The 15,403-nt window shown below is 39.0% G+C and carries 10 protein-coding genes and 1 CRISPR repeat array; of the genes, 1 reads left to right on the forward strand and 9 read right to left on the reverse strand.

Features of this window, described 5'->3' with window-relative positions:
* Positions 1-11: 11 nt before the first annotated feature.
* The 8 genes from CTER_RS20720 to CTER_RS20755 form a co-directional block, all read right to left on the reverse strand.
* On the reverse strand, positions 12-1,766 hold the full coding sequence (locus CTER_RS20720; RefSeq protein WP_004628959.1) for a methyl-accepting chemotaxis protein: 1,755 nt from the start codon (positions 1,764-1,766) through the stop codon (positions 12-14).
* 1,134 nt (positions 1,767-2,900) lie between these two features.
* Positions 2,901-3,191: a CRISPR direct-repeat array (repeat unit 29 nt; unit sequence ATTTACATTCCAGTATGTTTATATAAAAC).
* Positions 3,192-3,279: 88 nt separating this feature from the next.
* Entirely contained in the window at positions 3,280-5,577 is a 2,298-nt protein-coding gene (locus CTER_RS20725) for a CRISPR-associated helicase/endonuclease Cas3 (protein ID WP_004628994.1), read from the reverse strand.
* Positions 5,578-5,653: 76 nt separating this feature from the next.
* On the reverse strand, positions 5,654-6,406 hold the full coding sequence (gene cas5 / locus CTER_RS20730; RefSeq protein WP_004628952.1) for a CRISPR-associated protein Cas5: 753 nt from the start codon (positions 6,404-6,406) through the stop codon (positions 5,654-5,656).
* Positions 6,393-7,274 (reverse strand): type I-B CRISPR-associated protein Cas7/Cst2/DevR, encoded by an 882-nt coding sequence (gene cas7i / locus CTER_RS20735; RefSeq protein ID WP_004628988.1) that lies wholly within the window; start codon positions 7,272-7,274, stop codon positions 6,393-6,395. Before cas7i ends, cas5 begins: the two co-directional genes overlap by 14 nt.
* 4 nt (positions 7,275-7,278) lie before the next feature.
* The gene (cas8a1, locus tag CTER_RS20740) at positions 7,279-9,018 is read right to left on the reverse strand and encodes a type I-B CRISPR-associated protein Cas8b1/Cst1 (RefSeq protein WP_083909057.1); all 1,740 of its coding nucleotides are present in this window, start codon (positions 9,016-9,018) and stop codon (positions 7,279-7,281) included.
* A 10-nt stretch (positions 9,019-9,028) separates the two neighbouring features.
* Positions 9,029-9,760: a CRISPR-associated endoribonuclease Cas6 gene (gene cas6 / locus CTER_RS20745; RefSeq protein ID WP_004628954.1), complete on the reverse strand. Its 732-nt coding sequence runs from the start codon at positions 9,758-9,760 to the stop codon at positions 9,029-9,031.
* Positions 9,761-10,018: 258 nt separating this feature from the next.
* On the reverse strand, positions 10,019-12,163 hold the full coding sequence (gene recD2 / locus CTER_RS20750) for an SF1B family DNA helicase RecD2 (RefSeq protein ID WP_004628987.1): 2,145 nt from the start codon (positions 12,161-12,163) through the stop codon (positions 10,019-10,021).
* A gap of 235 nt (positions 12,164-12,398) precedes the next feature.
* Positions 12,399-14,150 carry an ABC transporter ATP-binding protein gene (locus tag CTER_RS20755; protein ID WP_004628979.1) on the reverse strand — a complete coding sequence of 584 codons (1,752 nt, stop codon included), beginning with the start codon at positions 14,148-14,150 and terminating at the stop codon, positions 12,399-12,401.
* A 413-nt stretch (positions 14,151-14,563) separates the two neighbouring features.
* Between CTER_RS20755 and CTER_RS28425 the strand changes: the two genes are divergently transcribed.
* Entirely contained in the window at positions 14,564-14,713 is a 150-nt protein-coding gene (locus CTER_RS28425) for a hypothetical protein (RefSeq protein WP_004628978.1), read from the forward strand.
* Positions 14,714-14,755: 42 nt separating this feature from the next.
* Here CTER_RS28425 and CTER_RS29305 read toward each other — a convergent pair whose 3' ends face one another.
* Complete coding sequence (locus CTER_RS29305; protein ID WP_004628986.1) at positions 14,756-15,262, reverse strand: CBO0543 family protein; 507 nt, start codon at positions 15,260-15,262, stop codon at positions 14,756-14,758.
* Between the last annotated feature and the right edge of the window lie 141 nt (positions 15,263-15,403).

Here is a 15,403-nt window from a genome sequence, read left to right on the forward strand (position 1 = left end):
CCCCGGCGGTGTTAAATCCCAGTGTCCCTGCCTGCATCATTTCCGGGCGTTATAATGAACCGTGCAGCCTGTTCTATCATTCTGTCAGAGCTTTCTTTAATATTAAAGGTCATTTCTTTGGTTTCTGCCGACTTTTCATTTATTGTCATTGTCTTTCGGGCAATATCATTAATATCTGCCGCACCTTCATTTGCAGCCAGAGCAATTTCATTTATGGCCGAAACCATATTTTGTATTGTAGCCAGCAGCTGCTCGCAGGTTGCGCTTAAGTCGGTTGAATTGTCGTAATAGTAAATAGCGTCCTTGCTGTATTGTTCACTGGTTTCCAATAACAGAGAATAGTCGTTGAGTACCCTTTCATTCATAAATTTCAGCATGTTGGTTGAGTTATCCGCCAAATCCGCTACCGAGCCGGTCACAAGATTTGTTATGTTCTGCAGCTTTGAGACGGTATTTTTTGATTCGTCGGCGAGTTTTCTTATTTCATCGGCAACCACCGAAAAACCCTTTCCGTGCTCACCGGCTCTTGCGGCCTCAATTGCCGCGTTCAATGCCAGCAGGTTTGTTTGCTCGGTAATGGCAAGTATTGTAGAATACATTTCCCCTATCTGGTCAACTTTTTTTACATGGATCAATGAACTGTTAAGCTTCTCCTGTGCGGTCTCAAAAAGCTGTCTGGCTTCATTCAAGGAATCTGTGGCCTTCTGCTTTATGTTTCCGGCTCTTTGGTTAATATCCGTTGCAATATTCACTTCTTCCAGAGCCTTTGAAGCTACATTTTCAACTGCCGTTTCTATTTCATGGGCAGTGGCTGTCATTTCCTGTGCCGAAGCCGCCGTTTCCTGCATACCTGCCGATAATTCCTGGGCAGTCCCTGTAATAGCGGCCACTTCACCGTTCAGTTCCTCGATTCTCTCATGGGTTACGGCAATATGTTCCATGGATCTGTCGGCCTCATATTTGACCGTACGTAAAATATCGGTCAGGGACATTTGCATTTTGCCGATAGAATTTATTATCTGGCCGACCTCATCCTTGTGTTTCTTATAGGTCTCAGGAATTTCCTGCGACAAATCTCCCGAGCCTATGATATTCAAATGCCTGGCGGCACTGTTCAAAGGCCTTGAAATTGATCTTGCGATTATAATGGCAAGGATAAGACCAAGGGCGGCTGCAATAAGGAAAGTCCCAATCAAAAAGGCTATTGCTATTTTTTTATTGTTTTCACTATCGGTATGTATTGCCATGGACAGATTGACAAGACTTTTTGCCAGTTCCTGATACTGCTGCTGATAATCATTCATATACTTGACATTATCACTGTATTTTTTCATTGCAGACTTCTGATCTCCGGCCATTGCCAGCTTTATGATCTCGTCTCTGGCCTCATTGAAATTCTTGACGTTAAGTGAAGCCGAAGAAAGTGCATCCACCTCAAAATCATCTATTTCCAATTCTTTGAGCCTTGAAATATCTTCTGATATGGTCTGTGTTCTCAGGTCAAGATCTTTCAGCTTTTCTTCCTGAAAAGTTTTGTTACCGGTATTCAAAATTATATAGAGCAAATTCGCTTCATTAGCCCGCGAATTTGCTCTTATGTCATTTATGTATTCCGTACCCTTAAGATAATTGTTGTATAAACTGTCAATACCGGAATTCGCCACATTCAAGAAGTAATAGGATACAGCTCCCTGGTATAATAACAATATCAAGGAAAAAATAGCCATAACCAATACCTTGTTAAATACTTTCATGTTTTTGAACATAACATTAGCACCTCTCTCTACTTATTACGTAAACTTGTATATACTCCTAAGATTATATACCCAGAGGAGGTAAATTGAAACTGTTTTTTAGTTAAATTGACTTATTATGACAACTTTTTCCTATACATTATACCGAATCTTTAGTTTACAGAATCAGCCGGTACAAATACGCAGCCAGAGGTAGGAATGTTTATTTATTGAGAAGATTATTTGATTGACAATAGTAAATGTGTTCAAATAAAGCCTCACTATTCCCTCCGGTTAAGGATTTGTTTCTTGAGCAAACTTTATGTCCATTTTGATTATATAAAAGCTGCAAACCGTCCGGGCCACCGTCATTCTTTCCCATATTTACATTCCAGTATATTCATATAAAAACCAGAACTAACCCCAGAAAAGCCAGGGTATTTTGTGAATTTACATTCCAATCTGTTTATATAAAAATAAAAATCCCAAGGTATCAAACAGCTGATGGCGTTTACATTCCAGTGTGTTTATATAAAAACATCGCTATCATCATTGACAACTGCCAGGATACTATGTTACTTACATTCCAATATGTTTGTATAAAAACCCTGCCGCTGGCAATGTTCCTCGAAACGCCTGATCTATTTACATTCCAGTTTGTTTATATAAAAATGGGTGGCTAATTGTAGTGCTGGTCGTGGTCGTGGTATTTACATTCCAATCTGCTTATATAAAAATGAAAAGCCAAGGTATCAAACAGCTGATGGCGTTTACATTCCAGTGTGTTTATATAAAAACTAGACTATGATGTTATAGCTGATGCTCTGGTTAAATTATTTACATTCCATTATGTATATATGAAAACAAGCCGATTATAGCACCAACTATAAATATACCCAAATTTATATTCCAGTATGTTTATATAAAAGCTATGTATGGTGCGATAGTTTATACAAAGCTTCAATTCTTCACATTCCCTTCAAGTATACTTATATTAAAACTCAAAGGCAACTAGAAAATCTTAAAATTATTTGTTTTAGAATCGGTTTATATAAAAGATAAAAGCAACAAATGATATTCTTGATTCCTGAACATGAGTATCATTTTATTCCAGTATGTCTATATAAAAACCTGGCTGCTATGAACTTGATCTCAAGCAGGATATTAATTTACATTCCAGTTTGTTTATATAAAAACTCTTTCGGCTCATAACCGCCCCTATGCCACCTGATCAATTTACATTCCAGTATGTTTATATAAAACTGAAAAGAGAGAAGGACACAAACAGCTATTTAACTTATTTACATTCCAGTATGTTTATATAAAACCAGTAGAATATGCCATAAAGGACGAATACCGCAGGGAATTTACATTCCAGTATGTTTATATAAAACGATTGAGCCTGTACGCCTTACAGACTGACTCAAAGATTTACATTCCAGTATGTTTATATAAAACCTTGCCTGCTACAATATTGAATTATCAAGGTCCACGCACCCGATTTCTGTCGATAGGTACTTAAAGAATAAATAAGAAGTTACCAGTACTAGAACATTCTTGATTCAGCATTTCTAAACTCTTCTTTTCCGGTTTTTTCAAAACTGATTCCTGTTTCAATGCTATATTCCGCATCAACTGCAATAATATCAAAGCCGTTTGAGATTTTTTTGAAAATAATCTTAGTTTCCTCTGCCAGTCTTCTCTGGACAGGAACCATCAGGTCTCTCAATGCTTCACGGACTTTTACCTTCTCCTTTTTTGAATATTCCCTGCTTTTGATAATCCCGATATTATATCCGATATCCTCCTCATGTTCCTTATAAACGCTCAAAGGAATCACAGATACCTGGTCAATGTCTCTGAATACTTTGTTTACATCCCTTTTATCCATTTCATAGGAAGAAATGTCCTTGACATACTGGATCGTACTCTTTATATCAGAATAATATCCGGTATCCTTAAGTTTTTCAGTGGAATAGGTCTCTTTTATCATTTCTGCTTTGGCAGTTTCATTCAGGACACCATTATAAAGTGCTTCCTTTGAGAGCTGATGAATCTTTTCATCAATAAAGGAACCCACTCCACTGCACTTTTTATTTCCTCCGGTGAATACAAAGCAGTTATATTCCTTGTCCAGCTTTCTATGCCGGCAGCAGCGGCCCATTCTCTGGAAGAGTCCGTTAAGATCGGACAGCTCGGTATAAAGCAAATCAAAATCTATATCCAGGGAAGCTTCGACCAACTGTGTTGTGACCCAGATTCCGCAGCCCGTACTTCCCTTCTTCCCAAGCTCCATGATGCGGTCCTCTTTTTTACTCCTCTCTTCCCTGATGAAACCGCTGTGCAAAAGCTGCAAATGTTCTACACTTTCATCCCCTGTTTCCTTCTGCAGAACAGCTTTTAATTTATTGTAAACTGTTTTTGCCTTCCTGACCGTATTACAAATAATCAGGAGTTTATTTTTATTATAGGCCCTTGCCATTTCGGCAATACTGGAATCTTCGTCAATCTGGGAATCAATTTTCATTATACTGTGACGCACAAGCCCGTTTGTAAAGGTTTCAGACCCTTTAAAACATATACCCTCGTCCTTCATCAAATCCAGAATTACTCCTGGAAGAGTTGCGGTCAGGATTGCAAACCTGCCTCCCATCCTTGTAATATATTTCAGTCCAAGAATTAGATAGGCAATAAGATCAGGGGAATACATCTGAATCTCATCCACGATTACTTTTGAATAGGACAGCGTCGCAAGCTTAAGTTCAAAACCCTTATACCTGTACACAAAATCAAATATCTGATCCAATGTACATATTGTCAGCGGCAGAGAAAGCTGCCTTGTCCTGGTGTAGTATCCTTCGAGTTCAGCACTCTCATATTCCCGTATATCATCCGCTTCCGATGATTTCTTTTTATATTTATTGCTTTCCTCCTGCTCTGTATATACCTTCAGAGTATCCGAATGCAGCAGTGCAACACGGTTTTCCATATCCTTTCCTGCTATATTTTCCGCAATGCGCTTGTAAATTGCATTAATCGCACTTTTAAGAGGCAGGGTAAAGAAGCCCTTGCTGTCTCCAAGCCAGAGAAGTCCTGCCTCGGTTTTCCCCATGCCGGTCTGAGCCACCACAACTACATTTTCATTCCGGTTTTCAAGCATATATTTTTGCAGCTCGTTCCATCCGGCACCGGGGTTGTCTTTTTTCCACCCATTCACCAGGATTTCCATGGCTTCCGGCAGAAAACCCGCAGGTTTTTCTACATCTATTCCCGCACTTGCGGCATAGTCAATCCTGTTCAAAAGTCCTTTCAGCATAATTGTTTTAAAAAAATATTCCCCATCCCGTGACTCATATGGTCTTGTCCCCAGTCTGAAAAAACTTTTGTACAACCGGGCATCCAGATGTCTGGATGGCAGCGGCCGGTATTCAAAATTTTTGAAAACACCTGCCAGCCGGGCTATCTCCCTGGATATTTCATCCTCTTCAAGGTACACATCCCGTTCATGATGGTATGCCACTGCCTGAAATAGGGCCCTTATATCTTTCTCCTCATATCCTAGCTCTTCGAGATATTCAACATCTATAAAACCAAGGCTCAGGAAACCATGCGGTATTCCTGTACTTTTTACCTTGCCGTGGACACACTGCTGGAATGTGTCATTCATTTTCCCCAGATCATGGTATATACACGCCAGGCGGAGCAGCTCCCAATCTATCTTCAGATTAGGATACAGCTCTTTCAGCAGCTTAAAGTTATCCAGTAAATCATCGGTATGCCCTTGAATATCTTTTCTGGGTATCGTCTTTGCAATAAATCTCTCATCTGCTGCCTTGTTATCCATTTGCCCTCCTTAATACACCTTTTATTCACCTCAGGTTCTTATTAGCAGCTTTTTACATTCTCTGTTATTTTGCCTGCTACGCCAGAAATACACAGGTTCCCAGCTCGTCCACATAAAACGGCTTCTTTCTTTTCATCTGAATATCTCGTCCATACAATACGTCAACTGTTTCCCATCTTCTAAATACCTTTGGTGCCTTATCGGAGCCGAAATTTGAAAGCCTGTAGTTTTTGTTAAGTTTATAGCAGGTTCCCGAATATTCCAATCCGTCAACGGCTCTGGTCTCAACATAATCATTCATCAGATATGAAACCGGGATATATGCTCCATAGCCCTTTTCAAGCTCCAAATCGTAACCGGCAACATCTTCATTGATTTCAACTATTCTAACCTCTTCAAGTACCGTCAGATCCTCCCGCCTTCCCAATGACGGATATTCCAACGGTCTCAGCAGCCAATCATATATCTCCTGAACATCCTCCTCTGCTTCGGGGACGATATGCAGCAGCAGTTCCACATCCACCAGGAGCTCCGCTGTTGCAACCCCTCTGGATATCCCGTACCCGTTTACGTTCAGCTGGTGTCGTTTCTCGTCATATGTCATGCCATTTTTAAATTCATACCGTGTAAACAGGTCGTTGACCTTGGAAAAATATTTCCCCTGTACACTTATTTTCATAGGGTGATATTCGGTATAACCGCATATATTGTGAATCATTCCAATGACTGTCGAGTACGGCGGAAGAGGGTAGGTTTCCTTCAATTGAAAGCTTGCAGGCTTTTTATAGTTGACCATATCCTGACTTAGTTTAAGCCTAATTCCCCTCATAATATTTGTCCACCTCATTCTTAAGGGCTGTAAAGAATTCCGGCACCGTTGCCGCCTTCAGAACCTCTCTTACTTCATTTGTATTGTCAAACCGGCCGTCTACAATTCCCGTAAAGGTATGTTCCCGGATTCCGTCATACATTACTCCTGTTATCTGACTAATATTAATGCAGTTATTCTCAATTGAAACAACATTCTGAAATACGGGATTCTTTATATCATATACTCCGCCTATTACAAATAACGGTTTCAAATCCTCTCTTCTGCCTCTGATATCCCTGTACAGCATTGCAACGGTATCCAACAGTTTCTTTACTCTTCTTGCCCTTTCACCGTTCTCAAGCTCTATGCCGTATTCCTGGTCGCTGCCTATCTGATCCAGGTCGGCAGCTATGGTATACCGGTAGTATGACTTATGGATTTCAGCCTGTGCTATATTCATATCACTTTTGATTTTATCGGCCTGTCCCTTGTTCGTGAGAAAATCCAGATCACCCTTGAAGGTTTCAAGCGAAATGGCATTGGACAGTCTTACCTTTGCACTTCTCTTCTTTCCTCCGGTGCCCTTTTCAGTTTTCATATAACCGAAAAAATCCACTTCGGGATAATTTGTAATAGTGGCCTCCTGACTGAACTGAATCACCTTTTTATCTCCCGCCCCTTCAGCTGAGACAGGAGCCTGGGGTTCACCAAGCTGTTCCGCAATATTGTAACGGATAGCCTGCCTGGATATATATGTATACTGCTCACCCTTATTCCTGGATATTTTTTTCAAGGATGCTACGTTCCCTACGCTTTCACCGTAGTTCGCACTTTCTGCCTGAAACAGGATTGTCATTGTCAATCCCTTAACTTTTAAATTATTCATATAATCAGTTCTCCTCTCCATTTACCGTTTTTTCATTATTTGCCTCATTGCCGCTGTCATCGGATCTTTCCGCAATAAAGCCTGTTACAAAACTATAACCAATTGTACTGAACAGCTCATCACTCCTGAATATTTCCGAGATTACGGCCGGCACTTTGTTTCCAGTATACAGGTAAGAATTAAGCAGCACGTCCATAAACATATTTCTATTTCCGGTTTTAAGCGCATTGAGCAGTCGGTAGCTTATCCCCGGGATTTTACCCGTTTTTTCATTATTTTTCATGAATGCTTTTCTAAGATGATATCCTGAATTTTTTGCCTCATTTATATAATTCCTGTTCTCATCCATATTCTCCATTCCTCCCAAACTTTTTATCAACCCCGCATTTATACTGAGTATATCCTCTACATGCCCCATGTGGAAAAAGCAATCCTTATTTGAAGCTGTCTTGAAATGCAGCAGCTTATACACCAGCAAAAACAGATTCTGATTGTTGAAAATATTTTCAAGCACCTGCTCATATATGCTATAGCTTTCCTTCCCCTCTTTATAGCCCGTTCTGATCAATCCGGATATTTCGTCATGATATTTGTGGATCAATTTTATCGTGCTCTCAGGTAAAAGATTGAATTTGAAACGTTCGTTTTCATATCGGACCACCTGCACATCAGCCAGTTCATACCTGCTTTTTTCAATCCGTTCCCTCTCCATGGCTTCCACAAGCACTTTGTAGATTCTACGGGAAGCTGTCTCATTCCGGCCTTCCTTGAGCACTGAATCCCGGGCACTTCTGTTAACTCTGACGTTATAACGCATATTTACATTGGCATTAATATACAGTCCGGTATTATTTACATATACAAAGCCTGCCGGCAGGCATGAATATATGAGCTTGCACACAGGACACAATGCAATGTCATTGACAAAGTCCCAGACATGTGACGGTTTCCTTGCAGTATCAAAACCCGACTGGTTCAAAAAGCTCATATCATTGTTCATATCTCTGATAGGAGCCCCGCAAGTAAAGCATTTGTACCTGAACTTTTGCTTATCTGCTGCCAGATATTCTCTGGCCTCATCCACAAAATATGTTCTGTAATCCTCATAGATATCTTTTATTTTAGTCTGTGGATTTAAAAAGCTTATTCCGTTCCAGCCATTTCTGATTATTGTATATATGACATTCTTAGCACCTATGAAACGTCTTCCATTTTCATTTCCACAGTATTCTATTATTTTATTTATTATTTCAAACTGCTTTTTTAACTCTCCGATTACTTCTTCTTTTACTTTTTCAAAGTCGGTGTCGTCTTTGGGTTCCCTGACTTTCGAAAGGTTTTTTTCAAGCTCTGCCATCCGCTCGGCTTCACCCATCAGTTCAAAAGCCGATTTAAAGCTGTTGCTTGTAAGATATCTTTTCACGGTATCCTTTATGTAATCGTTGATTGACTTTAATTTTTTAAGATCCAGCCCTTCAAATCCATTTTCATTATAAAAGCCTATTGTATTTTTAAAAGAGACTATCCTATACCACGGAAGAGCTTTTTCATATGTATCTATAAAATACCTGAAATACCTGTCTTCAAAATCCTCAAGGCAGTTCACAGGAATTTGCGCAGAAGCTCCGTCATATGTAACATTTTCCTCACCTATGATATTGATAAAACCTGCAACCGAGGCATTCCAGCTCCAATCTCCCAGCGCAAGCCGTATTATTTCATTCTCCAGATAAATCACCTCCATTCCCACATTACTAAATCAGATCCAGCATTCCAAAACACAAAGACCTTTTTGCACCCACTCCCCGTTGATACAGGTACTGCAGGAGGTACTGTTCGCCCTCCATTGAGAATATGCCCAAAGAACACGGAATTTTGAGTTCGTAATTCTTAATGATTACTTTTTTCATACGTATGAATTCAATTTTCAGCTGCCTGATATCATAACCGATATCCCTCTGGAATTTTCCTGAGAGCTCCGCTTCAAGATTTCTCTTCAGAATGTCCACGGCGGGTTCATCCTCAAAGGTATAAAACCAATCCCTGCCGGTTTCCCGGTTATGGTCGCGTATTACAATCGGTGACATTGTGTTGAATACGGCCCTGTTCTGTGTTATAAGTTTTTCCTTTTCATTTTGAATTTTGACCAGTCTTAGAGAGTTTTCCCCAGAGAACCTGTACTTGATGAATTTCTGCCCGCACATGGCGTTATACAGCTGTATTCCTGTAAGGGAGTTGGGAGTAGACATGTTAACTATTACTCTTTTGCTTTTGACACTGATCGTTTCCGTTCCATATTGTGTTTCAGGAACAAAATAAACAGACATGGTAAAATCCTTATTGGTATTGCTGCCATTGCCATAAAGCTGCTGATAGAACTGCTTATCGCTTTTTTCAATGGCATTTTTTAAAAAGGATAGTATTTTCCTCCTGTAATTAACATCAATAACCTCATTTTCCAGCTCGAATGTAAAATGAAACCTCATATATTTTCACCTCCTTTTCTGATGAACTAATAAATGAAAGGCATCACCTTCTTTTTTAAATTGTTTTAAAAGAATGATATTTAAGAATGATTATTTTGACGATTAGTTGCTGGTGATATTTATAAAATAACAAAGGCTGCTGAGAAATATTCCAAGATGAGTGGATACAATTGTTTTTCACCACTCAGGTAGTTTTACCTTGCATTTGCAATTTATTTTTTGGTATTTTCAATGTATTTATAATATATTGATAGTTATTTAATCATCCCTGCTTCTCTTCAACCTTTCCACCAGCATGGTGTTCCTCTTCTGCATTCTGTTGTTTGAGACAGCTATGCCGATTGCCTTTTTGGAGCCCACCAGCACTAGAATTTTTTTGGCCCTTGTAACACAGGTATACAGTAGATTTCTTTGCAACATCATATAATGCTGCATGGTTACAGGTGCAACCACTATTTTATACTCGCTGCCCTGGCTTTTGTGAACAGTGGTTGCATAGGCCAGAACTACTTCATCCAGCTCAGTGGCATCATACTCAACATTCACTCCGTCAAAACAAATAGCAAGCATTCTGTCCTCGGTATCAATACCTGTAATGCTGCCAATATCGCCGTTAAAAACATTTTTATCATAATTATTTTTTATCTGCATGACCTTGTCGTTAAGCCTATAAACTGTTCCGCCGTACTTTATACTAACCTCGGCCGGATTCAGGGCTTCCTGCAGAATAATATTGAGATTGAAGGCTCCTGTCTCTCCCTTCTGCATGGGACACAGCACCTGAATGTCATTGACAGGATCAACTTTGTAATAGTTGGGCAGTCTCTTTGAACATAGCTCTGTTATGGTTTCCACAACCTTTTGCGGCTCATCCTCTTCAATAAAAAAGAAGTCGCTGCTCTTTCCGCCCTTAAGGTTTGGTGTCTCACCCCTGTTTATCCTGTGTGCGTTCGTTACTATTGCACTTCCCTGGGCCTGCCGGAATATGCGCGTAAGTCTTACAACATTTACAGTTTCCGACTCTATGATATCCTTAAGTACATTTCCTGCCCCCACCGACGGAAGCTGATCCACGTCACCCACCAGTATAAGTACCGTTTCATTGGAAACAGCCTTTAAAAGATTATAAAACAACATGATATCAACCATCGATGTTTCATCAATTATCAGGACATCACAGTCCAGCGGACTTTCTTCATTCTTTTTATAGCCCTCGGGAGGCTTGTATTCCAACAGTCTGTGTATGGTTTTTGCCTCAAGACCGGTGGTTTCCGCCATTCTTTTGGCAGCTCTACCCGTTGGAGCGGCAAGTAATACCCTTGCGTTCAATTTTTGAAATACCTTGATAATGGCGAGAGTCGTGGTGGTCTTTCCGGTGCCCGGTCCCCCTGTGAGAACCATAAGCTTGGAACCGGCAGCAGTCTTGACTGCCTCTATTTGAATATCGTCATATTGGATATTGTGTTCCTCTTGAATATTTTTTAAGTGCTCATCTATGCCGGCAGCTTTGTATTTGCTCTCTTCAGCAAGTATTTGCCGCACTCTTTTGGCTGCCCCCAGCTCACTGTAATAAAAAGCGGGAAGGTATACTGCATTTCCTTCGTCCCCGATTACAAGCTTTTCTTCCAGCATCCTGTCAAGTGTTCCCTCAATAAGCGGCCTATCGAGCTCCAGTATGCTTCCGGCCACTTCAAACAGTTGATCTCTCAGGGCATAGCAATGCCCGTCATTTGACAGTTCATTCAGAACATAAAGCAGGCCTGAGCGGCATCTTTCAAAGGAATTGCTGTCAAAACCCAGCTGCCGTGCTATTTTGTCGGCCGTTTTAAAGCCTATCCCCCAGATATCATCTGCAAGTCGGTAAGGATTTGTTTTTACAATATTTATACTTTCATTCCCATAGGTCTTGTAGATTTTAACTGCGTAAGCCGTTGAAACACCGTTACTTTGCAGGAAAAGCATAACATTCTTTATTTCCTTCTGCTCCTGCCAGGCCCTCTTTATCATATCAACACGTCTTTGGCCGATTCCTTCCACATCTATCAGACTATCAGGCTGCTCCTCTATGATTTTAAGAGTATTCTCCTTGAACCTGGCAACAATCCTTTTTGCATAAACAGGTCCTATTCCCTTTATCATACCGCTGCCAAGATATTTTTCTATGCCTGCGATTGTGGCAGGTACTGTCTCTCTATAGTCAACGACACTGAATTGCTTGCCATATTTGCTGTCGTGTCTCCAATCACCTTTTAAACGGATTGCAGCACCTACATTAACGGCAGCAAGATTTCCCACAACCGTTACCAGCTCTGCATAACCCCTGGATTTAATTTTAATTACACTGAATCCGTTTTCTTCGTTATTATAAGTTATTCTTTCTACAATTCCGCTGAGGTATTCCATATGTACAGCCTCCTGCAATAATTATAGCATAATATAGAACATATCATAGACTTGGTATGGCACGCCTTTTCTGTCAGCATTCCGAAAGTGATATTGATATCATCAGGGCAGCTGATTATTTTATACTGCGCCCTTTTGCCTTTTTGAATCGGCTTTTGATCAATAGACAGACCTCTGCTTAATTCTATTTTATAATTTTACATATGCAGAGTAAGAAAAGTAACTTCAAGCACATTTAGCCAACCCTTTTTTCCTCAACTAAAAGTTCCTTGTAAACAAGAGAATTATTCTTTAGATCACCGAAGCTGAGATATTCCTGAATGCTTCCGGCATGTACCAGCCAGATTTTATCCACCTTTGTCAAAATATCAGGCTTGTGACTTATCACCAGGACCGTACTGTCTTTAAAGTCTGTTGTCAGCATTTTATTTACATATGCCTCTGATTCAACATCATAATTTGCTGTAGCTTCATCAAGTATAAGTATTTTTGACTGTCTGGCAAAAGCTCTGGCCATCGCTATCTTCTGCCTTTGTCCGCCTGAAAGCCTGGAACCGTTTCTGCCCACTTCACTTTTATATTTTAAAGGCATGTCTTTTATAAAATCATATGCACCGCTTCTCACAGCAGCTTTATTAATAACTGTGTTATCCGCCTTTGAACCAATGGAAATGTTTTTTTCTATAGTCGTGTTAAAAAGATATAAGTCCTGACTTACCACAGATATCAAGCCTCTGTAATCCCTTAATTTGATGTCGTTTATATCAGTTCCGTCAAGCAATATTTTTCCTTCCTGTGGCTTATAAAATCTCAGCAGCAAGTTTATGAGAGTACTCTTTCCCGAGCCGTTGGCTCCGATAACAGCAATTTTTTCACCGGCCTTTATATTCAGATTTATCTTATTTAAGATTTGCTCCCCTTCCTTATATGAAAAGCTCACATTTTCAAATGTTATGTCTCCCGGCACCTCATTATCAATGGCCCTGGCATTGGTTTCCCGCTTAACCTCAATCTCTGTTTCCATGTCGAGAAATTCAAAGAATCTTTTTGCAGAAGGGATTATGTTTGAAAAATTATACCCTATATTTAATATTGCAGATATAGGTCCTATAACATAAGCACTATATGTAAGAAATGCGAATAAACCCCCGATAGTGAGTTCATTTCTGAAGGCCATGTACGCTCCCAGTATGTATAAAGCACTGGATATTCCCTGAAACACAACACTTTCCGAGTATTCGTTGAACTTATCCAAAAATGCCATTTTTATATTCATCTTGACAATTTTTCTTTGTTTTTTAATGAACTCTCCTGTTTTTATCCTGTCAATCCCAGAAAGTTTGATTTCCTTTATACCGCTTATAGTATCCCCGTACCAGGATGAGAAATCACGGTTATACTCCAAAAATTCCTTGAACATAGCCTTTCGCTTTTTTGCCAAAGAATTGACTATAAAATATCTTGCAGGAGCAACAAACAGTACAACCAATGTCAGTCTCCAGTCAATTAGCAGCAGCCCGATCAAGCCTCCGATAATCCTGAATACCTGCGAAATTATAATAAAAGTTCCTTTATCACATACTCTTGATATGTTCCCTACATCCATGCCGATGTTGCCCATAATCTCTGAGAAATTCGTATTATTGAAATATTGAAGCTTAAGTCTTTGAAGATGCTTAAAAGCCCCCTTGAGAAGTGAGTATTGAAACAGGGAGTTTACATATGAAAAATATTTTGTCTCCAGCAAACCAATTGCCTGTTCAATCAAAACAATTGCCAATGTAAGTATGGAAAATTTGACCACAACGGTAAAATTCTTTGCAAGCAGCCCATTATCCATGATCTGCTTACTTAGTAACGGTATGAGCATATTTATTCCGGCTGAAGCAATAATACAGACAAATATCAAACTGATTTTTTTGAAATATGGTTTTAGAAGTTTAAAAAGTCTTATGTATATCTCTTTGTTTTCTTTAATATTAGACAAATAACCACCAACTTATTTTCGTAGTATAATTTACTTATAAAAGCAAAGTAATAGACTTAGTTGCATTGGCGATTTCAATGACTTTACCAATTATTGAAATTATATACTATCAGGCCGTATACGTCAACCCATATTTTTACATTTTTATGTATTTATAGTGCTAATGCAACAATAATATCACCTTGATTTGTGTACCATTGGTTTAAATATTATTATCCAAAAACTCTTTTTAACTTTTTTGAAATATCTTTTAGGATTCTTAAAGATGTTTGTTTGTTTGTTTCTTACTTGCTACCACATTGCTATCACGGCCTGCAGCAATTATACCGAGCTATCATTTTGCTGTCAATGAGATAGCATAAGTTTTGATTGCTATATGCTACAATATTGCTATCAAATAAGGAGGCATGAAAATGTTAGATAGAACGGTTTTTACTTTGCGTGCATCCGAAAAAACAATTGATAAACTTACAATGATTGCAGGAGAAAACAAGCGCTCTGCTAATGCACAGCTTGAATTAATACTTGAACAATACATTTCTAACTACGAAAAGGGAAAATAGAAATAAAATCCGAAGAATAATGGAAAAATTATATAACTGTTATTACCATATATCGTTTACTGGGATCTTAAACAGCCAAAGTATTGTGACAGCCACCACAAATGATCCTAGATATGCTAATAAAGGCTTCTTGTAATGTAACCATAGTAACGGAAACATAACAAAGTTAAACGTCAAAGAATACCAAATAGTCCATCCATTCTCTTGTTGAAATGAATGTAACAGAGTTGCAAGCCATTCAACTGAAGTATAGATAACAACCCACTTCAAAATATATAATACCTGTTTTTTTATACCCTCTGGGAATCTCGGTATAAAAAGAAGGATTGTGCATGGAAATATTGTAAAATTTACAAAAAGGTTATCATAGATCCCTTTTGCAAAATTCGTATCATAGTCCCACAGAGGCTTTAAATAAGTAAGTCCCATATACAGGAAGTCTCCCAGCGTAAAGAACAAAATAGTTGATTGATATTTTTGCCAATTACGCCAATCTCCCCATTTATAACATATCACGATTAGAAGTATTAAAAGTATTATATAAAACATCAGTTGTTTAACCTTTATATTCTATATTTTTCTTTTATTTTGTATCCAGCTCAGTGTAAATATTCAATGATTAGTTAAACTTATATTTTTTGCAATTTTTATCGCTGATCCAATTCAGTATTTCCTCCTTAATACTTGCAT

Origin of the sequence: Ruminiclostridium cellobioparum subsp. termitidis CT1112 (assembly GCF_000350485.1) — a bacterium.
In the GTDB taxonomy this organism is placed as follows: Bacteria; Bacillota; Clostridia; order Acetivibrionales; family DSM-1351; genus Ruminiclostridium; species Ruminiclostridium termitidis.

Coding starts and splice junctions, on each gene's coding strand:
- CTER_RS20720 (WP_004628959.1), bottom strand. CDS start 1,766: ATGTTCAAAAACATGAAAGTATTTAACAAGGTATTGGTTATGGCTATT.
- CTER_RS20725 (WP_004628994.1), bottom strand. CDS start 5,577: ATGGATAACAAGGCAGCAGATGAGAGATTTATTGCAAAGACGATACCC.
- cas5 (WP_004628952.1), bottom strand. CDS start 6,406: ATGAGGGGAATTAGGCTTAAACTAAGTCAGGATATGGTCAACTATAAA.
- cas7i (WP_004628988.1), bottom strand. CDS start 7,274: ATGAATAATTTAAAAGTTAAGGGATTGACAATGACAATCCTGTTTCAG.
- cas8a1 (WP_083909057.1), bottom strand. CDS start 9,018: ATGGAGGTGATTTATCTGGAGAATGAAATAATACGGCTTGCGCTGGGA.
- cas6 (WP_004628954.1), bottom strand. CDS start 9,760: ATGAGGTTTCATTTTACATTCGAGCTGGAAAATGAGGTTATTGATGTT.
- recD2 (WP_004628987.1), bottom strand. CDS start 12,163: ATGGAATACCTCAGCGGAATTGTAGAAAGAATAACTTATAATAACGAA.
- CTER_RS28425 (WP_004628978.1), top strand. CDS start 14,564: ATGTTAGATAGAACGGTTTTTACTTTGCGTGCATCCGAAAAAACAATT.
- CTER_RS29305 (WP_004628986.1), bottom strand. CDS start 15,262: ATGTTTTATATAATACTTTTAATACTTCTAATCGTGATATGTTATAAA.